General features: G+C 69.7%; 19 protein-coding genes. 10 read left to right on the forward strand and 9 right to left on the reverse strand.

The features are described from left to right. The first annotated feature begins 209 nt into the window (after positions 1–209). From iolC to ABGB18_RS40465, 5 genes are all read left to right on the forward strand, one after another. Entirely contained in the window at positions 210–1,193 is a 984-nt protein-coding gene (gene iolC / locus ABGB18_RS40445; RefSeq protein ID WP_347700975.1) for a 5-dehydro-2-deoxygluconokinase, read from the forward strand. Beyond that, the gene (locus tag ABGB18_RS40450) at positions 1,190–2,095 is read left to right on the forward strand and encodes a deoxyribose-phosphate aldolase (protein ID WP_347700976.1); all 906 of its coding nucleotides are present in this window, start codon (positions 1,190–1,192) and stop codon (positions 2,093–2,095) included. Before iolC ends, ABGB18_RS40450 begins: the two co-directional genes overlap by 4 nt. Then, on the forward strand, positions 2,092–2,931 hold the full coding sequence (iolB, locus tag ABGB18_RS40455; protein ID WP_347700977.1) for a 5-deoxy-glucuronate isomerase: 840 nt from the start codon (positions 2,092–2,094) through the stop codon (positions 2,929–2,931). The genes ABGB18_RS40450 and iolB overlap by 4 nt, the downstream gene beginning before the upstream one ends. Further along, positions 2,928–4,775, forward strand: a complete 1,848-nt coding sequence (gene iolD, locus ABGB18_RS40460; RefSeq protein WP_347700978.1) for a 3D-(3,5/4)-trihydroxycyclohexane-1,2-dione acylhydrolase (decyclizing) — start codon at positions 2,928–2,930, stop codon at positions 4,773–4,775. The genes iolB and iolD overlap by 4 nt, the downstream gene beginning before the upstream one ends. Positions 4,776–4,838: 63 nt before the next feature. Beyond that, positions 4,839–5,897 carry an AI-2E family transporter gene (locus tag ABGB18_RS40465; protein WP_347700979.1) on the forward strand — a complete coding sequence of 353 codons (1,059 nt, stop codon included), beginning with the start codon at positions 4,839–4,841 and terminating at the stop codon, positions 5,895–5,897. A 31-nt stretch (positions 5,898–5,928) separates the two neighbouring features. Here the strand turns inward: ABGB18_RS40465 and ABGB18_RS40470 are convergent, their stop codons facing one another. After that, positions 5,929–6,414: a GNAT family N-acetyltransferase gene (locus ABGB18_RS40470; RefSeq protein WP_347700980.1), complete on the reverse strand. Its 486-nt coding sequence runs from the start codon at positions 6,412–6,414 to the stop codon at positions 5,929–5,931. 18 nt (positions 6,415–6,432) lie between these two features. Here ABGB18_RS40470 and ABGB18_RS40475 point away from each other — a divergent pair, with 18 nt between their 5' ends. Continuing rightward, a complete protein-coding gene (locus ABGB18_RS40475; RefSeq protein WP_347700981.1) occupies positions 6,433–7,080 on the forward strand; it encodes an HAD-IA family hydrolase in 648 nt (215 codons plus the stop codon). On the opposite strand, the gene ABGB18_RS40480 is transcribed toward ABGB18_RS40475, so the two are convergent. Continuing rightward, positions 7,077–7,625 (reverse strand): DivIVA domain-containing protein, encoded by a 549-nt coding sequence (locus ABGB18_RS40480; RefSeq protein WP_347700982.1) that lies wholly within the window; start codon positions 7,623–7,625, stop codon positions 7,077–7,079. The genes ABGB18_RS40475 and ABGB18_RS40480 overlap by 4 nt on opposite strands. A gap of 91 nt (positions 7,626–7,716) precedes the next feature. Here ABGB18_RS40480 and ABGB18_RS40485 point away from each other — a divergent pair, with 91 nt between their 5' ends. Beyond that, complete coding sequence (locus tag ABGB18_RS40485; RefSeq protein WP_347700983.1) at positions 7,717–8,451, forward strand: ATP-binding cassette domain-containing protein; 735 nt, start codon at positions 7,717–7,719, stop codon at positions 8,449–8,451. After that, positions 8,448–9,110 carry a hypothetical protein gene (locus tag ABGB18_RS40490; RefSeq protein WP_347700984.1) on the forward strand — a complete coding sequence of 221 codons (663 nt, stop codon included), beginning with the start codon at positions 8,448–8,450 and terminating at the stop codon, positions 9,108–9,110. Before ABGB18_RS40485 ends, ABGB18_RS40490 begins: the two co-directional genes overlap by 4 nt. Positions 9,111–9,258: 148 nt before the next feature. Here the strand turns inward: ABGB18_RS40490 and rlmN are convergent, their stop codons facing one another. Next, positions 9,259–10,359, reverse strand: coding sequence for a 23S rRNA (adenine(2503)-C(2))-methyltransferase RlmN (gene rlmN, locus ABGB18_RS40495; protein WP_347700985.1), 1,101 nt, complete (start codon positions 10,357–10,359; stop codon positions 9,259–9,261). Positions 10,360–10,478: 119 nt separating this feature from the next. Here rlmN and ABGB18_RS40500 point away from each other — a divergent pair, with 119 nt between their 5' ends. Then, complete coding sequence (locus ABGB18_RS40500; protein WP_347700986.1) at positions 10,479–11,501, forward strand: suppressor of fused domain protein; 1,023 nt, start codon at positions 10,479–10,481, stop codon at positions 11,499–11,501. A gap of 31 nt (positions 11,502–11,532) precedes the next feature. Here ABGB18_RS40500 and ABGB18_RS40505 read toward each other — a convergent pair whose 3' ends face one another. The 6 genes from ABGB18_RS40505 to ABGB18_RS40530 all read right to left on the reverse strand — a co-directional run bounded on the left by ABGB18_RS40505 (position 11,533) and on the right by ABGB18_RS40530 (position 17,587). Further along, complete coding sequence (locus tag ABGB18_RS40505; RefSeq protein ID WP_347700987.1) at positions 11,533–12,372, reverse strand: phosphatidate cytidylyltransferase; 840 nt, start codon at positions 12,370–12,372, stop codon at positions 11,533–11,535. Between the two features lie 301 nt (positions 12,373–12,673). Next, a complete protein-coding gene (gene frr / locus ABGB18_RS40510; protein WP_347700988.1) occupies positions 12,674–13,231 on the reverse strand; it encodes a ribosome recycling factor in 558 nt (185 codons plus the stop codon). Positions 13,232–13,274: 43 nt separating this feature from the next. Next, a complete protein-coding gene (pyrH, locus tag ABGB18_RS40515; RefSeq protein ID WP_347700989.1) occupies positions 13,275–13,973 on the reverse strand; it encodes a UMP kinase in 699 nt (232 codons plus the stop codon). A 145-nt stretch (positions 13,974–14,118) separates the two neighbouring features. Next, entirely contained in the window at positions 14,119–14,952 is an 834-nt protein-coding gene (gene tsf / locus ABGB18_RS40520) for a translation elongation factor Ts (protein WP_347700990.1), read from the reverse strand. Positions 14,953–15,666: 714 nt separating this feature from the next. Continuing rightward, positions 15,667–16,635: a 30S ribosomal protein S2 gene (gene rpsB, locus ABGB18_RS40525; RefSeq protein WP_347700991.1), complete on the reverse strand. Its 969-nt coding sequence runs from the start codon at positions 16,633–16,635 to the stop codon at positions 15,667–15,669. Between the two features lie 337 nt (positions 16,636–16,972). Continuing rightward, on the reverse strand, positions 16,973–17,587 hold the full coding sequence (locus ABGB18_RS40530) for a winged helix-turn-helix domain-containing protein (RefSeq protein WP_347700992.1): 615 nt from the start codon (positions 17,585–17,587) through the stop codon (positions 16,973–16,975). Between the two features lie 68 nt (positions 17,588–17,655). Here ABGB18_RS40530 and ABGB18_RS40535 point away from each other — a divergent pair, with 68 nt between their 5' ends. Then, positions 17,656–19,365: an MFS transporter gene (locus ABGB18_RS40535; protein ID WP_347700993.1), complete on the forward strand. Its 1,710-nt coding sequence runs from the start codon at positions 17,656–17,658 to the stop codon at positions 19,363–19,365. The last annotated feature ends 1,677 nt before the right edge of the window (positions 19,366–21,042 follow it).

The raw sequence follows: 21,042 nt of genomic DNA on the forward strand, positions 1-21,042 counted from the left end.
ATGCATATGACGTAAAGGCCTGGCCATAATCGAGGATGCGCCCGCATGCTGCGTCTTTGCTCGGACAGGAACCGACCGGCTGCCCGAGACTGTGCGGTGCGTGTCACCGAACCTCCAGAAGGGGGCACGGGAGGAACATAGCGGACATCCGAATGTCATGACAATATGCCATAGTGTCGAGGGAACACTCCGTCCTGGAGGTGCTTTAGGTGCAGAGTCCGCCACCCGCGGAAGGCCGCTGGACGCGGCCCGACGAGTACGATCTGATCACGATCGGCCGCTGCGGCGTCGACGTCTATCCGCTGCAGACCGGCGTCGGCCTGGCCGACGTCGAGACTTTCGGCAAGTTCCTCGGCGGCAGCCCGACCAACGTGGCCGTCGCCGCGGCACGGCACGGGCTGCGCTCCGCCGTGATCACCGCCGTGGGCGCCGACCCCTTCGGCGAGTTCGTACGCCGGGCGATCCGCGACTTCGGCGTGGACGACACCTTCGTGAGCACCGTCGAGGGGGTGCCGACCCCGGTCACGTTCTGCGAGATCTTCCCGCCCGACCACTTCCCGATCTACTTCTACCGCGGCGAGCACCCGCCCGACCTGCGGATCTCCCCTTCCTTCCTGGACCTCCAGGCGATCGCCGACGCACGCCTGTTCTGGTTCTCGCTGACCGGCCTGAGCAAGGATCCCAGCGCCGCGGCCCACGCCGCCGCGCTGTCGGCGCGCAAGACCGGCTGGACGGTGTTCGACCTCGACTACCGGCCCACGTTGTGGCCCTCGCGCGAGGCGGCCCAGGAGACGGCCCGGCACACGCTGCCGTACGCGAACGTGGCCGTGGGCAACCTGGACGAGGTGGAGACCGCGGTCGGCGTGCGCGACCCGGAGGCCGCCGCGCAGGCGCTGCTGGACGCCGGGGTGCGGATGGCCATCGTGAAAATGGGCCCCGATGGGGTTTTCGCGCGTACCGCCAAGGAGAGTGCCCTGGTGGAGCCGGTGGAGGTGAAGGTGGTGAACGGGATCGGCGCGGGCGACGCGTTCGGCGGCGGCATCTGCCACGGGCTGCTGAGCGGCTGGCCGCTGGAGCGTACGATCCGCTTCGCCAACGCGGCGGGCGCGTTCGTGGCCGCCCGGCTGGCCTGCGCCGACGCCATGCCGTCCACGGCCGAGGTGGAGGAGTTGTTGAACGGAGTGCCTTCGTGAGTGACGTCACGCTGCCCAGGACCGCCGGTTACGAGCGGCTCACTCACATCCGCGCCACCCGGCCCGAGGAGATCGCCGAGGCCGCGGCCCGGCGGCAGCGGCGCGGGCTGCCGGTGGGGGGCGAGCGGCTGCTGATCATCGCCGCCGACCACCCGGCCCGCGGTTCCCTGGCCGTGCGCGACCGGCCGCTGGCCATGGCCAGCCGTACCGACCTGCTGCGCCGCCTGCAGGTCGCGCTCTCCCGCCCCGGTGTGGACGGCATCCTGGCCTCCCCCGACGTGCTGGAGGACCTGCTGCTGCTCGGCGCCCTGGAGGACAAGCTGGCCTTCGGCTCCATGAACCGGGGCGGCCTGCTGGGCTCGGTGTTCGAGTTGGACGACCGCTTCACCGGCTTCGACGCGGCCGCGATCGACGCGATGCGCCTGGACGGCGGCAAGATGTTGTGCCGGATCGACCCGGCCGACCACGCGACCGTGGCCACGCTGGAGTCGTGCGCCCACGCGGTCACCGCCCTGGCCCGCCGCCGCCTGGTGGCCATGGTGGAGCCGTTCTGGTCGTTGCGCTCGGAGTCGGGCACCGTCCGCAACGACCTGTCCCCCGACGCGGTGATCCGCGCGATCAGCGTCGCGCAGGCGCTCGGCGTCACCTCGGCCTACACCTGGCTGAAGATCCCCGCCGTGGCCGAGATGGAACGGGTCATGGCCGCCACCACCCTGCCCGCCCTGCTGCTCGGGGGCGACCCGCCGGACATCGACGCCGCCTTCGCCGACTGGCACCGCGCGCTGTGCCTGCCGGGGGTACGCGGGCTCGTGGTGGGCCGCGCCCTGCTCTATCCGCCGGACGACGACGTGGCGACCGCCGTGGACGGCGCCGCCACCCTGGTACGAGAGGCTCGCGCATGACCCACCTTCCGTACGGCAAGGCCGCCAACGCCCCCTGGTCCGTGGAGGTCACCCCGTCCCTGGCCGGCTGGGACTACTCCGGCCTGCGGATCGTGGACCTGACGGACGCCCCGGTGTCCTTCGGCACCGGGGAGGAGGAGATGCTGGTCCTGCCTCTGGCGGGCTCGTGCACGGTCACCATCCCGACGGACACGTTCGTGCTGGCGGGCCGGCCCTCGGTGTTCGATGGCCCCTCAGATTTCGCCTATATCCCGATTTCTACGCATGTGACGCTGGAGGGCGCCGGCCGGATCGCGCTGCCCTCGGCCCGTGCCACCCGGGAGCTGCGACCCCGCTACGTGCCCGCCACCGAGGTCCCGGTCGAGGTCAGAGGCGCCGGCCAGGCCACCCGCCAGGTCAACAACTTCTGCGCCCCCGACGTCTTCGACTGCGACAAGCTGATGGCCGTGGAGGTCCTGACCCCCGACGGCAACTGGTCGTCGTACCCGCCCCACAAGCACGACACCGACAACCCGGGCGAGGCGGTGCTGGAGGAGATCTACTACTTCGAGGTGGCCGACCAGGGCATCGGTTACCAACGCGTCTACACCTCCGAACGCGGACAGATCGACACCCTGGCCGAGGTGTCGTCGGGCGACGTCGTCCTGGTGCCCTACGGTTACCACGGCCCCTCCATGGCCGCCCCCGGCTACGACCTCTACTATCTGAACGTCCTGGCAGGCCCCGCGGAGCAGCGTTCGATGGCGTTCTGCGACGACCCCCGCCACGCCTGGATCCGCTCCTCCTGGGACGCACAACCGACAGACCCCAGAGTCCCGTTCGGGAGGACCTCATGATCCGGCTGACCGTCGCCCAGGCCGTCGTCCGCTTCCTGGCCCAGCAGTGGAGCGAGCGCGACGGCGTGGAGCACCGGCTCTTCGGCGGCTGTGTCGGCATCTTCGGCCACGGCAACGTCGCCGGCCTCGGCCAGGCGCTGGCCACCTCCGCCGAGGACCTGCCTTACCACATGAGCCGCAACGAGCAGGCGATGGTGCACACGGCCGCCGCCTACGCCCGGGCCAGCAACCGGCTGTCCACTTTGGCCTGCACCACCTCGATCGGCCCCGGCGCGACCAACATGATCACGGGCGCGGCGGGCGCCACGATCAACCGGCTGCCCGTGCTGCTGCTGCCCGGCGACATCTTCTCCACCCGCGTGGCGAGCCCGGTGCTGCAGGAGCTGGAGGACCAGCGCTCGTACGACATCTCGGTCAACGACTGCTTCAAGCCCGTCTCCCGCTTCTGGGACCGCGTCAACCGGCCCGAGCAGCTCCCGTCCGCGCTGCTGGCCGCCATGCGCGTGCTCATCGACCCGGCCGAGACCGGCGCGGTGACGCTGGCGCTGCCGCAGGACGTGCAGGCGGAGGCGTTCGACTGGCCGGACGAGCTCTTCGCGCGCCGCGTCTGGCACGTCGCGCGGCCGCGCCCCGAGCAGGCCGCCCTGGTCCGGGCCGCCGAGCTGATCAAGTCGGCGGCCCGCCCGCTGATCGTCGCGGGCGGCGGCACGATCTACAGCGAGGCCACCGAGCAGCTGCGGATGTTCGCCGAGGAGTTCGGCATCCCGGTGGCCGAGACGCAGGCCGGCAAGGGCGCGCTCCCCCACGGTCACCCGCTCGCGCTGGGCGCGATCGGCGCCACCGGCACCACGGCCGCCAACGCGCTGGCCCGCGAGGCCGACGTGATCATCGGCATCGGCACCCGCTACAGCGACTTCACCACCGCCTCCCGGACGATCTTCGCCCCCGACGCCCGCTTCGCCAACCTCAACATCACCGGCTTCGACGCCGCCAAGCTGTCGGGCCTGCAACTGGTCGCCGACGCCCGCGCGGGGCTCGCCGACCTGGCCGAGGCATGCGCGGGCTGGAGCACCCCGGCCGCCTACCGCGAGCGCGCCATCGAGCTGACCCGGGCCTGGGACGCGGCGGTCGACGCGGCGTACGCGCTGGAGGGCACGCCGCTGCCGCAGTCCGCGGTGATCGGCGCGGTCAACGCGGCGGCGGGCGAGGACGGCACGGTGGTGTGCGCGGCCGGGTCGATGCCCGGCGACCTGCACAAGCTGTGGCGGCCCAGCGGCCCGGGCAGCTACCACGTCGAATACGGCTATTCGTGCATGGGCTACGAGATCGCCGGCGGCCTCGGGGTCAAGCTGGCGGCCCCGCAGCGCGAGGTGTTCGTGCTGGTGGGCGACGGCTCCTATCTGATGATGGCGCAGGAGCTCGTCACCGCGATCTCCGAGGGCATCAAGCTGGTCGTGGTCCTGGTGGACAACTCCGGCTTCGCCTCCATCGGCCGCCTGTCGGAGAGCGTCGGCGCCGAGCGCCTCGGCACCTCCTACGCCTACCCCGGTGGCGGCCCGCTTCCGGTGGACCTGGCCGCCAACGCGGCCAGCCTGGGCGCGTCGGTGCTGCGCCCGGAGTCGGTGGCCGATCTGCGCAAGGCGCTCGACGCCGCGCGCTCGGCGGTGGAGACCACGGTGATCTACGTCCGCACCGACCGGCTGGCCGACGACGCGCCCTCCTCGGAGGCGTGGTGGGACGTGCCGGTGGCGCAGGTGGGCACGACGAGCGCCACGTACGCGGCGCGGGAGACGTACGAGTCCAACAAGCGCTCCCAACGCCGGCACCTCACCCCGCCCACCTGACCAGGATTGCCGCCGATCTCCCCGGGGAACGCCTCTGACCAGGCACGATTGGGGGTACGGCGGATGGGGCCGTGGCGGCTGCTGGGCTGGGTCGCGGTCATCGCGGTGGCCGGCTTCTGCCTCTACCAGGTGCGGACGGTGGCGATGTCGATCGTCATCGGTGTGTTCATCACCGTGCTGCTGCGGCCCCCGGCCCGCTGGCTGGAGTCACGCGGGCTGAACGCGGCGCTGGCCACCACGATCGTGTTCGCCTGCGGGCTGGTGCTGTTCGGCGGGCTGGGCGTGCTGCTGGTGCGGCCGATGGTGGACAGCCTGTCGGAGCTGCGGACGAGCTTCGGCACGGTGCTGGACGGCCTGCACGACCTGGCCGTCCGGCTCGGGCTCAACGACCAGCAGCTCCTGCGGCGGGCCAGAGACTACCTGTCCGGCCAGGGCCGGGCGATCACCACCGGGGCGCTGGCCGGAGTCAGGACGGTGGGCGAGATCGTCATCGGCACCGTGCTGGCGATCATCCTGTCGATCTACTTCGTGCACGGCGGTGAGGGGCTCTTCCGCTGGCTCGTGCGCCTGGCGCCGGCCACGGCCAGGAACAACCTGGCCGAGACCGGCGACCTGATCTACACGGTGATCGGCCGCTACATCCGCGGCGTGGCGATCGTGGGCGCCGTGGACGGGTTCTTCATCGGTCTGGCGCTGTGGATCCTGGGCGTGCCGATCGCGCTGCCGCTGGCGGTGCTCACGTTCGTGGGGGCGTTCCTGCCGGTGGTGGGGGCGTTCCTGGCGGGGTTGCTGGCCGCGGTGGTGGCGCTCGTGGCCAAGGGCTGGCTGGTGGCGCTGATCGTGGTCGGGGTGACCGTGGCCGTGCAGCAGATCGAGGGCCACGTCCTGGCGCCGCAGATCTACGGCAAGGCCCTGCACCTGCCCGGGGCGCTCATCCTGGTGGCGATCACGGTGGGCAGCGTGATCGCGGGGATCGCGGGCGCGTTCCTGGCCGCCCCGGTGACGTCGGTGCTCATCGCCATGCGGACGCGGATGCTCGCCCCCGAACGGCGTCCGCCTCCTCCAGCGCCTCCACCGCCGCCCGCTCCACCTGGTTCGCCTGGTTCCCCCGCGACCGGCTGAGCCGCCGCCCCGCCGCCTTCGCGGCGTGGTGTCAGAGCTGGAGTTCGAGCTCCAGTTCGTGCCTGATCGGGATGCCGTCGGCCTCGGCCGGGATCCCCGGCTTGAGCGCGCGGGCGCGGTCCACGCCGTTCCGGTGCAGGGCGACCAGGTCGAAGCCGTAACGCTGGTAAAAACGCAGGGCGTGGGTGTTGTCGTTGGTGGTGATCAGCGTGAGCCTGGACAGGCCGCGTTCGACCGCGACGGCGCGTACGGCGTCCAGCAACGCCTTCCCCACCCCCTGGCCGGGGACCACCGCGTCGATGGTGACGATCTCCACGGAGCCGTCCCGGTCATCGGCGTAGGTGAGCACCCCGGCCACCTCGTCACCGATCAGCGCGACGAAGCCGGGCAGCCCGGCCGCGTCCACCAGTTCGCCCCGGCCCAGCGCCACCACGGTGGTGCCGCCCCAGCTCCCGGTGAGCACCCGTCGCACGATCTCCAGGTCGCCCGGCTCGATGGGGCGTACGACCATTGCCATGACCGTCATTATGATCATATGCGATGGGTAACGTTCGACTGCTACGGAACTCTGGTCGACTGGCGGCACGGCATCCGCACCAGCGCGGAGCTGATCGCTCCCGGGCAGGGGGCGCGGCTGCTGGAGGCGTACAACCGGCACGAGCACGCCGTGGAGAGCGAGTCGCCGGCGCTGCGCTACCGCGAGGTGCTGGCCGAGACGCTGCGCAGGGCGTGCGCGGAGGAGAAGGTGGACCTGGCCGTTGACGACGCCTCCGTGCTGGCGGCGACACTGCCGTACTGGCCGGTGTTCCCCGAGGCCGGGGCCGAGCTGTCGGCGCTGCGCGAGGCGGGGTGGAAGCTGGCGCTGCTCACCAACTGTGACCGCGACCTCGTCGCGGAGACCCGGCGGCGGCTGCCGGTGCCGTTCGAGGCGGTGGTGACGGCGGAGGACGCGGGCGCGTACAAACCGGACCTGGCGCACTTCGAGCTGTTCCGCCGCTCGTACGAGCCGGAGGTGTGGGTGCACGTGGCGCAGAGCTATTTCCACGACATGGTCCCGGCCCACCGGCTGGGACTCCACCGCATCTGGATCAACCGGCTGGGCGAGCAGGCACCGGACCCTTCGATCCTCCAGCGCGTCCTGCCCGACCTCCGCGGACTGCTCGCCGCCGTCCAGGACCGTTAGACGCGCTGGCCCAGCACGTCGGCGATGCCCGCCAGGAACGCGTCCACATCCGCGATCAGATAACCGGCCCTGAGCATCACCGTCGAGAACTTGGCCGCCCGCACTTCCTCGGCCGTCACCGGGTAGTCCGTCGTGCCGCGCAACGTGGCCACGATCCGGTCGAGGAAGGCGTCGACCTCGTCCTCGTTGTAGCCGGTGCCCATGCGGCCCGCGCGGAAGGCCACCCGTTCGACGCGGGCCGCCTGGGTCTCGAACCACTCCTCGCGCAGCATGTCGCCGGTGGGCTCGGCCAGGGCCAGTCGTACCGGGCGCTTGGCCTGCGTCTCCAGCGCCACCACGAACGCCTCCAGCGCGAAGTCGACCGCGGTCTCCTGGTAACCGCCGCGCCGGGCGCGGAACGTGGCTCTGCGCACGTCATCGGCGGTGACGGGCTCCATGGCGTGCGAGCCCCTGCCCAACGTCGACTCGATCCGCCCGATCAGGGCGTCGACTTCGGCGGGGTCATAGCCTGAACGCATGCCCATGACGCGTGGAAAGCGGTTCAAGCCCTGCTCCTCATGAGATCTGCTGGGATTTTTCGTCTATTGTCGGGCCTTTATCCCGGCCATGCGACCCGACATGTAGCGTTGCCGCACCATGCGACTGTCCAAGGTCTCCTACCGCTATCGAAGGCGCGAGCCCTTCGTCATCCACACCGCCGACGCCGACCTAGCGCCCGGTGACGTCATCGAGCTGACCGGCGTGAACGGGGCAGGCAAGTCGACCCTCCTCCGCCTGATCGCGGGCCTGGCGCGGCCGACGACGGGCACGATCACCGACCGCCCGCCGGTGGTCGGTTTCGCTCCCGATCGCCTGCCCACGGCCCAGCCGTTCACGGTCACGGCCTACCTGCGTCACATGTCCCGCGTACGCGGCGGCGCCCGGTGGGAGCCATGGGTCGAGCGGCTCAACATGGGCCACCTGCTCACCGTGCCGCTGAGCGAGCTGTCGAAGGGCAGCGCGCACAAGGTCGGCCTGACCCAGGCGCTGATGGCCGGCCCCGGGCTGCTCATCCTGGACGAGCCGTTCGCCGGCCTCGACGTGGACACCCGCGAGGCGCTGCCGTCGATCGCCGTGGAGGTGGCCGCCGGGGGCGGCATCGTCATCGTCAGCGACCACCAGGGCGGCCTGCGGTCGCTACCCGCCGTCCGCCGCTGGGCCATGGTCGACGGCCATCTCAAGGAGGGCACCGCGGTCGAGTCCGGACCGGTGGCCGCCGAGCACCCGCGGGTGACCGTGGCGGTCACCTTACCCGCGGGCGACCTTGAGCCCTTCCTCGCCCGGATGCGTGGCGAGGGCTACCAGGCCCGCGAGATCGGGGAGACCGGATGATCGCCCTGACCGCCTTCCGGCTGGCCGCCTACGTCCGCTCCCACCGCGTCTACCAGGCCCTCCTCCTCACCCTGGCCATGGTCGCGATCCTGTACGGCAGCCGCGCGCCCAGGGGCGCGGAGGTCTCCGTGCTCACGGACGGCGCCATACTGATCATCCCCATCCTGGCCTGGGCCGCCAGGAGCCTCCTGGACACCGAGCCCGACCTGCAGCGGGACCTGTCCGCGATCCAGGTGGGCGGCCGGGGCAGGGAGGTGGCGGCGGGCCTGGTCGCGGCGTTCGCGGCGTGTGCCGTGCTGTCGGCGCTCGACCTGGGCGTGGCGCTCCTGCTCGGCGTGAGTCAGGCACCGTCGGCCGGCGTGCTGACCGCCGTCCTGCTGCTGCACGCCCTGGCCGCGCTGGCCGGCACCGCCCTCGGCGCCCTCACCAGCCGCGCCGTCGTCGCTTCCCCGGCCGTCTCGATCATGGCCCTGGTGCTCGGCTTCCTGGTGATGCTGTTGATCAGCGCCTCGTCCGTGTACTGGCTCACCGTCCCGCTGATCGCCTGGATGAAGGCCGCGAACGACGGCCTCCTGCTCGACCAGCTTCCCCAACTGGCCGCGATCTCCCTGGCCTGGTCCCTGATCGGCCTGGGCGTCTACGTCTGGCGCCGCGTGTAGGCCCGCCCAGCGGCGCCGAGTCTCCAGCCCACCTGGTGGCGGCGACCGCCTTCAACCCGCCGGGTGAGCTCGGTTACGGCGACCATCTTCAGCCCGGCTGCGACGCGGCCTCCGCCGACGTCGCAGCGGTGGTCGCGCCCCGCTGGGCCTATTCGGCGGCGGCGAGTTGCCCGCAGGCGCCGTCGATCTCGCGCCCACGCGTGTCCCTGACCGTCACCGGCACCCCGTGGAACTCCAGCCGCCGCACGAACGCCCGCTCGTCCTCGGGCCTCGACGCCGTCCACTTGGAGCCGGGCGTCGGGTTGAGGGGGATCAGGTTGACGTGCACCAGCTTGTTTCTGACCAGCTTGCCCAGCAGGTCAGCCCGCCACTCCTGGTCGTTGATGTCCTTGATCAGCGCGTATTCGATCGAGATCCGCCGCTTGGTCCTCGCCGCGTACGCCCACGCCGCGTCGAGCACCTCGGCCACCTTCCACCGGGTGTTGATCGGCACCAGCGTGTCACGCAGCTCGTCGTCGGGCGCGTGCAGCGACAGCGCGAGCGTGACCGGCAGCCCCTCGTCGGCGAGCTTGCCGATGGCGGGCACCAGGCCGACGGTGGACACGGTCACGCCGCGGGCGGAGATGCCCAGGCCGTGCGGCGAGGGCTCCACCAGGCGGCGGACCGCGCCGATCACCTGCTTGTAGTTGGCCAGCGGCTCGCCCATGCCCATGAACACGACGTTGCTCACCCGGCCCGGCCCGCCCGGCACCTCTCCGGCGGCCAGCGCGCGGGCACCCGCCACGACCTGCTCGACGATCTCCGCGGTCGACATGTTACGGGTCAGGCCCGCCTGGCCGGTGGCGCAGAACGGGCAGTTCATTCCGCAGCCGGCCTGCGAGGACACGCACATCGTCACCCGGTCGGGATAGCGCATGAGCACCGACTCGACCAGCGCCCCGTCGAACAGCCGCCACAACGTCTTGCGCGTGGTGCCCCGGTCGGTGGTCAGCTCCTTGACCGGGGTGAGCAGATCGGGCAGCAGCGTCCCGAGCCGCTCCCTGGCCGACGCGGGCAGGTCTGTCATCGCGCCGACGTCGGTGGTGAGGCGCTCGAAGTAGTGACGCGAGAGCTGGTCCGCCCGAAATGCCTTCTCGCCCAGCTCGGTCACGGCCGCCCGCCGGTCGGCCATCGACAGGTCGGCCAGGTGCCGAGCGGGCTTGGCTCGCCTGGGCGCGACGAAGGTGAGCTGACCTGGAGGCTGGGACACGTTACTGCCTTTGCTTGAAGGGTTTGCGACCAGGGTAGTGAACGTTTGGAACGGAGGTGGCATTCCTGGTCGCAGAGCCGCTCGCATCGGGCTTGCCGCCCGATCTACAGTCACAACGTATGGCGATTTTCCGGTCGGCATCTGGCGAGGGTGGCACCGAGGTCGTGCTCGCCGCCGGTAATCCGTACGGTAGCCGGACGCTCGTGGTCGAGCGAGATGAGAGCTCCTCGGTAGCTTACCTGTGCTCGCCCGACGGCGCGGTCCACGGCGCCGTCTGGCTGGCCAACCATAGCCCGGCCCCGCCCGCGGTCGACCTGGCCCGGATCAACGCCGGCCTGCCGCCGCTCATGCCCCGGCCCAACACGGTGCACCCGGACGGCCGGCGGCCGCTCGGACAGCTCAGCGCGCTGTGGCTGGAGGAGGGTGACGGCGTGGCCATCTACGAGGACGACGACCTGCTCGCGGTCATCCCCGGCTGGGCCGACATGAGCCGGGGCATGCCTGGATACGCGCGGGACGCGGTGGGCGAGTCGCCGTTCGCCTGGGCGCTGTCGGAAGCGCTCGAAGGGCTGCGGCCCCGTATCTCCAACGCCAGATCCTACTGGCGCTGGCGGCACGGCGAAGGGTCCTGGGCGTCGTTCCAGCAGTTCGTGATGGGCCATCTGGACCGGGTGCTCGGGCCGGCGGGCCGCTACTGGGACGCCAGCGGCGAGCGGCTGCCGACCGTCGGCATCACCGAACGCCCGCCGCACCGGGAACGTTCCTTCACCGTGTTGTCCACGGTGGGGATGAGCTGTCAGCGCATGCCCACGGTCGAGCAGTGGATCGACAAGCCGGGGGCGTACGCGCGGATCGAGCTGGCCGTGGCCACCCGCGAGGACCCCAAGGAGGCGGCGCTGCTGCTGGTGTGGTTGTCGCAGTATCCGTGGCACTCGGTCACATGGCTGGGCCACGGGCACACGGCGAAGTGGTATCACGAGCCTTCGACGTTCCCGCTGGGGGCGCAGTATTCGGGGGTGCTGATGACGGCCAACCCACCCCACATGCCCGACATGTCAGGATTCGCATTCGGGGGCGAGATCGTACGGTGGCTCTGGCTCTCACCGATCACCAACGAAGTGCTGGAGGCACAGCACCGTTAGGAGAACAGCGCCGTTAGGAGAACAGCGCCGTCTAGAGGAACAGCGTCATCAGCAGCCAGACCGGCACCAGCGTCGTCACCAGCGAGTCGAGCCGGTCCATCAGGCCGCCGTGCCCGGGCAGGATGGTGCCCAGGTCCTTGATGCCGAGATCCCGCTTGACCATCGACTCGATCAGGTCGCCCATGGTCGCCAGCAGCGCCGCGAGCGCGCCGATCAGCGCTCCCTGCCAGATCTCGCCGCCGAGCAACCACGCGACCAGCCACGCCCCCACCGCCGTGCACGCCACGAACGACCCGGCGAACCCCTCCCAGGTCTTCCGCGGGCTGATCCGCGTCATCGGATGCCTGCCGAACAGCACACCCGCGATGAACCCGCCGATGTCGCTGGCCACGGTCACCGCGATGAAGATCAGCACCCGGTGGTCGCCGTCGGCGGCCCTGAGCAGCAACGCCGCGAACGAGCTCAGCATCGCGGGATAGAACAGGGTGAACACCGACGCCGTGGCGTCGCGTACGTAACCCTCCGTGCCCCCGGTGAACATCCGCCAGACCAGCAACACCAACGCGAAGATCGCGAACCCGGCCAGCAGCCATTCCGGCCCGCCCCAGTAGGCCCCCGTCTGCATCGCCACCAGCCCCGCGAGCACGGGCACGGCCGGGACCTTGATATCCCGGGTGGCGAAGGCCTTGATCAGCTCCAGCACGCCGACACCCACGGCCGCCACGATCAACGGGAGGAACAGTTCCTTGATCGTGTAGAGGGAGCCGAGGACCAGCGCGCCCAGCACCACGCCGACCGCGATGGCGGCAGGCAGGTTCCTTCCGGTACGGCTACCGCCGTTCGAGCTGGTGCCAGCCGTACGTTCTTCCACAGAGTTCTCCAAGAGCCACGGCCCCCGCCTCGGGGGGCGAGGGCCGTAGATGCAAAGTTGCCACCCGCGGCGGCCCGCGCGACGCGACCCACCACCGACACAGAACCCACCACCTGCGGCGGCCGCCGGACGCGGCCCACCGTAGGCGCGGAACCCACCACCCGCGGCAGTTCGCCCAACACGACCCACCGTAGGCGCGGAAACCGCCACCTGCGGCAGCCCACCGGGCTCGATCCGCCGTGGGCGCGGTCCCGCCACGTGTAGCGGCCCGCTCGACGCGACCCGCTACGCGGCGTGCCGATCAGACTTCGAGCAGCTCGGCTTCCTTGTGCTTGAGCAGCTCGTCGATCTTGGCGACGTGCTTCTGGGTGAGGTCGTCGAGCTCCTTCTCGGCGCGGCGTACCTCGTCCTCCCCCGCATCGCCGTCCTTGACCATCTTGTCGAGGGCCTCCTTGGCGGTACGGCGGATGTTGCGCACCGACACCTTGGCCTGCTCGCCCTTGTTCTTGGCGACCTTGATGTACTCCTTGCGGCGCTCCTCGGACAGCTCCGGGAACGTCACACGGATCACCTGACCGTCGTCGGTGGGGTTGACGCCGAGGTCGGAGTCGCGGATGGCCCTCTCGATCGCACTCATCGAGCTCTTGTCATAAGGCTGGATGAGGACCATGCGGGCCTCCGGCACGTGGAACGACGCCAGCTGCTGGATCGGCGTCGGCGTGCCGTAGTACTCGGCATTGATCTTGTTGAACATCGAGGGGGTGACCCGGCCGGTACGGATGGTCGCGAAGTCCTCCTTCGCGACCGAGACGGCCTTGTCCATCTTTTCCTCGGCTTCGAGGAGGGTTTCGTCGATCACAGCGGCTCCCTGTCTTCTAGCTGGCGGTGTCGGGCTCGCTCCCTCATTTGCCTGCGGGACTCACCAGCGTGCCGATTTTCTCACCGCGGACCGCCCGCAGGATGTTGCCCTCGCCCAGGAGGTCGAAGACGACGATCGGCAGATCATTGTCCTTGCACAGGCTGATGGCGGTGGCGTCCATGACCGCGAGGTCGCGGAGCAGCACCTCGCCGTAGTCCAGGTGGTCAAACCTGACCGCATCAGGATTCTTGCGTGGGTCGGAGTCGTAGATTCCGTCCACCTGCGTACCCTTGAGCAGCGCCTCGGCGCCGATCTCCAGGGCCCGCTGGGACGCCGCGGTGTCGGTGGAGAAGAACGGCGAGCCGAGCCCCGCGCCGAAGATGACCACGCGCCCCTTTTCGAGGTGCCTGATCGCGCGGCGCGGCAGGAACGGCTCGGCCACCTGCTGCATGGTGATGGCGGTCTGCACGCGTGTCTCGACGCCACGCCGTTCGAGGAAGTCCTGCAGTGCCAGGCAGTTGATGACGGTGCCGAGCATGCCCATGTAGTCGGCCCTGGCGCGGTCGATGCCGCCCTCCGAGAGGGCGGCGCCGCGGAACATGTTGCCGCCGCCCACGACCACCGCGACCTGCACGCCCTCGTTGACCGCCTCGGTGATCGAGTCGGCCAGATGATCGACGACCGACGGATCGATGCCCAGGGGCTCCCGACCGGCGAACGCCTCTCCTGACAGCTTCAGCATCACCCGTTTCCACCTGAGTGGACTGTGCGGGTGTTGGGACGAGGAAGCCGCCGTCCGTGTGGATTCGTGGGCTGGCTCCCGGTGGTCCTGCACGGCGGCGGCCTCCTTCGTTGGATGGATCGATGAGCTGGCGGCTTGCCTAAGCCTAAGCCTGACCGACCTTGAATCGGACAAAGGCCTGGACCTCGACGCCGTTCTCGGTGGCGTACTTGCCCACGCTCTTCTTGTTGTCCTTGACGAAGGCCTGCTGGAGCAGCGTGAAGTCCTTGTACCAGCCGTTGACCCGACCCTCGACGATCTTGCCGATCGCCGCCTCGGGCTTGCCCTCTTCACGGGTCATCTCCTCGAAGAGCTTGCGCTCCTTCTCGACGACCTCGGCGGGCACGGAGTCGGGCTTGAGGTACTGCGGCGCCATGGCCGCGGCGTGCTGCGCGATGTCCTTGGCGACTTCGGCGTTCGGCTTGTCGAGCTGGACCAGCACGCCGACCGCCGGGGGCAGCGCCGGGTCGGTACGGTGCATGTAGGCGCCGATGTAGCCGCCCTCCAGCACCGCGAAGCGGCGGATCTCGATCTTCTCGCCGAGCGCGGCGTTGGCGGTGTCGAGGTGCTCCTTGACGGTCTTGCCGTCCACGGAGGACTCCAGCAGCGCCGCCACGTCGGCGGGCTTGGTGGCGAGGATGTGCGCGACGACCTGAGCGGCCAGCTCCTGGAAGCGCTCGCCCTTGGCCACGAAGTCGGTCTCGCAGTTGAGCTCCAGCAGCGCGGCGGCGGAGTCACCGTCCTGCTCGAGCGCGACGAGGCCGTTGGAGGCGGTACGGGCCTCGCGCTTGCCCACGTCCTTGGCGCCCTTGAGGCGCAGCAGCTCGATGGCGCGGTCGAAGTCGCCCTCCGACTCCTCGAGCGCCTTCTTGCAGTCCATCATGCCGGCGGCGGTGATCTCGCGAAGCCGCTTCACGTCGGCCATGTTCACGGAAGCCATGCTCTTTTTCCTTGTGGGATTTCGTCGTGGATCGGGTGGGCACCGGAGATCCGGCCACCCACCCTTGGTCGGCACGGCGAACGCGTGCCTGGTGTCTTTACGCGGGACTCGGGCCGCCCTGGCTCTGCTGCTACCTGTGCTCGGCCTACTGCCCAGCCTCGCCTCGGCGTACCACCTCGACCCGGTTTACCACGTTAGCCCTGCTCACCGCCTTGGGCCCCGGCTTGCCGCCCGAACCTGATGCGGCTCACCGTAGCCCAACCCGGCCCACCTGACCTACCTGGCTTGCCCCAACCAACCCGGCTTGCCCGGCTGAACCTGGCTTGCCGGGCTTACCCGACCGAACCCGGCCTGCCCGATCCGACCCGGCCTGCCTGGATCCGATCCGAGCTTGACCTAGCCCGACCCGGAACTGACCCGGCCCGGCTGGCCCAGCCGAGCTCTCGCCCAGCTCGCCCCAGCTCAGTCCGGCTCGTCCAGCCTGTCTCGTCCCGGCCCCGGCCTGCCGTCCGGGCTCGGCCACCCGCGTGGTGCGGGCCAACGGCTTCACCCGGTCGGTCATCCGGAACCTTCGGCGGCCGATGTGGTTCACCTTGTTCAACTGTCGTGCCGTGCTTGTGCACCGAGCCCGCGAGGACTCTGTCGGGACCGGCCTCGGCGCCTGGACTAATCGCGGCATCCGGATCAGCCTCGGCAGCCGGACCGGTCTCGGCGTCAGGCCTGCTGCTCGGTCTCGCCCTCGGCGGAGGCGGTGGCCTCCTCGGCGGCCGGCGCGGCGGGAGCGGTGTCCTCAGCAGGAGCGGTGTCCTCAGCAGGAGCGGCGACCTCAGCAGGAGCGGCGACCTCGGCAGAAGCGGTGGCCTCGGTGGGCTCGGCGGCAGCCGCGGCCTCATCAGCCGCGCGCTCGCCGGTGCCCTGCTCGATGAGCTCGCGCTCCCACTCGGCCAGCGGCTCGGCGGCGGCCGGCTTCTCGTCACCGCGGGCGGCACCGGAGCGGGCCATCAGACCGGCCGCGACACCGTCGGCGACGACCCGGGTCAGCAGGCCGACCGCGCGGATGGCGTCGTCGTTGCCCGGGATCGGGTAGTCGACCTCGTCCGGGTCGCAGTTGGTGTCGAGGATCGCGACGACAGGGATGCCAAGCTTCTTGGCCTCGCTGATCGCGATGTGCTCCTTCTTCGTGTCCACGACCCACACCGCGCTGGGCACGCGGCCCATGTCGCGGATGCCGCCGAGCGTACGCTCAAGCTTGTCCTTCTCGCGACGGCGCATGAGGAGCTCCTTCTTGGTGAGCCCCGAGCCCGCGACGTTGTCGAAGTCGAGCTCCTCGAGCTCCTTCAGCCGCTGGAGCCTCTTGTGCACGGTGGAGAAGTTGGTGAGCATGCCACCCAGCCAACGCTGGTTGACGTACGGCATGCCGACCCGGGCGGCCTGCTCGGAGATGGCCTCCTGAGCCTGCTTCTTGGTGCCGATGAACAGGATGGTGCCGCCGTGGGCGACGGTCTCCTTGACGAAGTCGTAGGCACGGTCGATGTACGACAGCGACTTCTGCAGGTCGATGATGTAGATGCCGTTGCGCTCGGTGAAGATGAAGCGCTTCATCTTCGGGTTCCAGCGCCGGGTCTGGTGACCGAAGTGAACGCCACTCTCGAGCAGTTGTCGCATGGTGACGACGGGGGCCATGTGCTGGTCCTCCAGGTCTTGGCGCCCTGCGGAAGGGCGCGATTCTCGGTTGTGCCGCGGCAGCGCGTCGTCTGCCGCCCTGATGCCCCGAAACCGCTCCAGCCGGACACGTGGCCCGGACCGAAGAAGCGGTCCGCGATGGGGCATGCGAAGTCGGCCTGTGGTCACAGGCCATCGAAAAGTCTACCTCCCACACCACCCCAGCCCGACCGTCTGCGGTCAAACGGACATTCCTCCACACTCCACGCCAGGCCCCACGCATCCCAGGGGTACGACAACATGCCCAGGGGCGCCCACAGTGTTCCTACCGGGACGGGACCGCCCGAAAACCACCCTTTCAGTGCGCGTCGTGATCCTCGGTGGGCAAACCGGGCACCGATCTCTTCGCCACCGGAAACAGGTTGATGTGCGCCTCAGCGATCCTCGATCCGCTCGGCGCCTCATCCTCGCCGCGATTGCGGGCGGCGTACGGCTCCAGCAACTCACCGATCGCCCGGCTGAGCCCCGCCATCTCATCAGCGTCAAGCCTCAACCGGAAGCGACTGAACTGCGTCGCATCGCGCCACTCCTCCGGCTCCCTGTCCATGTTGGCGAGAGCCCGCCTCGCCTCTTCCTCGGCGTCCCGGCGAAACACCGCGATCAACGCGACCTTGGCATCCCGCACCTCGGGCTGGTCATCCGGCGCAACCCCGACGCTGAGCGGCCCGCCCCCGGTCGCCTTCCACACCCGTTCCCTGCCGTCCCCCCGGGGCGGCGCATCCTCCACGAACCCGTACTTGGCCAGCATCCGCAGGTGATAACTGGCGGCACTGGGCGTGATCCCCGCTCCCTCGGCCACTTCGGTTGCCGTGGCGCTCCCCTCCCCCAGCCTGGTGAGGATCGTCAGCCGCGCTGGGTGCGCCAGCGCCCGCATCGCCTTGGGATCACTGAGCCCTCTGCCGTCCAGCGTCATGTGCCCAAGGTACCCGTGTGAGATATGAAGCATTGCCTTCACAACTATGAAGGAATATCTTCACATCTATGAAGCGTTCCCTTCACAACCCCCAACCTCTCCATCCCCCCAGCTCAGCCCCCTACCCCGAGCCCCACTCCACCCAGCAGCCGAACACCCCCCAGGTACCCGCCCCAGAACCCCACCCCGGCCCAGAGCCAAGCCACACTCCCTGCAACGCCACCCCAGAGCCGCACCCCCGCGCGGAGCCGAGCCACGCTCCCCACCGCCCCCCTTCAGACCCGCACCCCCGCGCGGAGCCGAGCCACGCTCCCCACCACCACGCCGACCCGGACTCCCGCCCCAACCCCGAAGACCAACCCAACCCGGAAAGCCACCCCAACCCCGAAACCCGACCCCACCCACAGAGCCACCCCAACCCCGAAGGCCAGCCCAACCCACAGGGCCACCCAAACCCGGAATCGAACGAAGCCGGTGGCGGCCTTGAGACCTTCCCCCTCCGCAAGCAACGCGACTACCGCCTGCTCTGGACGGCCCGCACTGTCTCAGTGACCGGCTCGGAGGTGTCCAAGCTGGCCATCCCCCTGACCGCGGTCACCTTGCTCACCGCCTCCCCCTCCCAGATGGGGTTGCTGACCGCGGCCGCGTCGGTGCCCGCCCTCCTGTTCGGTCTCCAGTCGGGTGCCATCGCCGACCGGCTCACCCGGCACCGTCCCCTGATGATCGCCTGTGAGCTCGTCTCTTGCGCCGCCGCCGCCACCGTCCCCGTGGCCTGGCTCCTCGGCCTCCTGAACGTCACCTGGCTGATCCTCGTGGCCCTGGTCATCGGCACCGCCGGAGTGCTCTTCAAAGCCGCGAACTTCCCGCACATCGCGGCGGTCGTCGACCCGGGTCAGCGAACCGAGGCCATGGCCGGCTTCCAAGCCTCCTACTCCGTGGCCTCCGTCGGCGGCCCCGGCCTGGCGGGCCTCCTGGCTCAGCTCCTCACAGCTCCACTGGCCGTGCTGGCGGAGGCTTTGTCGTTCCTGACCTCGGCCCTACTGCTCCGGTCCATCAGAACCCCTGAACGGAACGAGCCCGCGGCCTCCCAAGGCATGTTGCGCGACGTCATGGCGGGCCTGAAAGCCGGCGTCACCCACCCGGTGCTCCGCGCCCTGATCGGTGCGGGGATCACGATCAACTTCTTCGCGATGGCGTACACGGCCGTCTACATGCTCTACATGGTCAACACGCTGAAGATCCCCCAGGCCCTGATCGGCGCACTCATTGCCCTGGGCGGCGTCGGCGGCCTCCTGGGCGCCTGGCTCACGACCCGTCTCGCCAAGCGCTACGGCGAGAACCGCGTCCTCCTCGTCTCCGTGCTGTTCTTCCCCATAGAGATTCTCGCCGTCGGCCTCATCACGGGCCCTCTCTGGTGGAAGATCTCTCTCCTGGCCCTGACCGGTACGATCACCGGCGGCATAGTCGTGGCCTTCGCCACCTGCATGGGCGCGATCACCTTCCGCGAAGCCACCCCTGAGCTCCGCGGCCGCATCAACGCCACCACGACCTTCGCGGTACAGGGCGTTCTGGCCCTGGGCAGCCTCGCCGGCGGCGTCCTGGCCGAATTGGTGGGCCTGCGCCCAGTCATCCTCCTCTGCGCCGCCGGCATTGCCCTGAGCGCCCTCTGGATCTGGACCTCCCCCCTACGCCCCACCCACCCCAATCACTCACACCAAGAGCACCGTCAGCACTCAATCACCGATGACAGCGCCATTCCCAATCGATCAAGCACATGATCAACGCCAAGCGCCACCAGCTTGCCTAACGCAACTTATCCACAAGCACCCACCCGCTCCGCTCTTCCATCAACAGAACGAAGTTCACCCCTCCGCACCCCCATGCGCGTCCTCCAAACTCGCGCCATGAACTCCGCCCCCCGCCCAGCAGCCCCCCACTCTCCCCCATCCCCCCAGGCACCCCGCCGCACCAAGGCAGCCATAACGACGGCCATCCTCGCGACGCTTTGCCTCGCCCTCCCGCTTCTCCCAACAAGAGCCTCACCCCCAACCAGACAGTCACCGTCGCCAAGCCCAACCCCCTGGCCAAACAACACACCGCTGACAAGCCACCCACCTTCGGCAGGCCACCCACGCCCAACAAGCCACCATCGGCCCATGCCGGGCCACCCACTTCTGGCGAGCCACAGACGCTCGGCAGACCACCCACCCCTGGCAAGCCACCCCTCGCACTCGCCCTTGAACCACTACACATGGCACCCACTCTCGGCCACCCACACGCAGCACCCACAATCGCTCGACCACGCATGGCACCCGCCCCTTGCCGTCCGCACACAACTCCAACCACCGACCGACCTTGCACAGTACGAGCACCTGCACGATCACAAGCACCGCTCACCCGTGATCAACCTCCACCACCACCCCCTGCTGGACTTCACAAAACATCCACCACCCCCACTCGACCTCAGCCAACGCTGGCCGCTGATCAACCTCGTACAACTCTCACCGCTGGGCGGCGGCCTCGCGGAGCTCCCACCCCCAAAACTCCTCAGCGAACCCCCACCCCGAAACCGCCTCACCGGACCCTCTTCCCCGGGAAGCCTCACAGCGCTCTCAACCCCGGACGGCCACACATCCCCCGTGCCCCTCTATCACCTCAAACAGCGCTCACCCACAGACGGCCATGCGCAACGCCCACCTCTGGACGACCGCAAGCGGCGCCAGACCACGAGCGGAGCCCCTCACCCTCTGTACAGGTACGCCCAACCCCTGCAATGGCGCCGGCCCCTGGCTGGCCGCCCCCGCATCCTGCGTCGCTTCGCCCCACCGCCCAAGCCCTGGCTGGCAGGCCATAGAGGCATCGACCTGGCCGCCCCCGTATCAACCCCGGTCCTGGCAGCCGGCGCAGGCAAGATTCACTTCGCCGGCAAGGTGGCGGGAAAAGGCGTGGTCACCATCGACCACCTCAACGGCCTTCGCACGACCTACCTCCCAGTCACAGCATCGGTCCGCAAAGGCCAGCCCGTCACACCAGGCACGGAACTGGGCGTCATAGAAGCGACCCCGAAACCCCACTGCCAGCAGTCCTGCCTCCATTGGGGCCTCCGACGCAACACCCTCTACCTAGACCCCCTCCTGCTCCTGGCCAAAGCCCCCATCCGCCTCCTCCCACACTGGCCACCACCCGCCTCCACCACTCCATTCAGGCACCCGCTCGGCAGCACACCGCCAAGAACCACTTCGAACCACACCTCCACCGCCCTGACGGCCACGCACCCACCATCCACCGTCGCCAAGCTCACAGACGCCTACACAGCGCCCACTCTCAGCACACCCCCAAATGCCTACACAGCATTCGCGCCCACCACGACCAATCTCCAAAGACGCAGGACCACCACACCCACAAGCACCTACGCACCTCTCAACCCTGCGACAACGGACAGCCACTCAAGTCAC

Origin of the sequence: Nonomuraea sp. B12E4, assembly GCF_039871825.1 — a bacterium.
Classification (GTDB): Bacteria; Actinomycetota; Actinomycetes; order Streptosporangiales; family Streptosporangiaceae; genus Nonomuraea.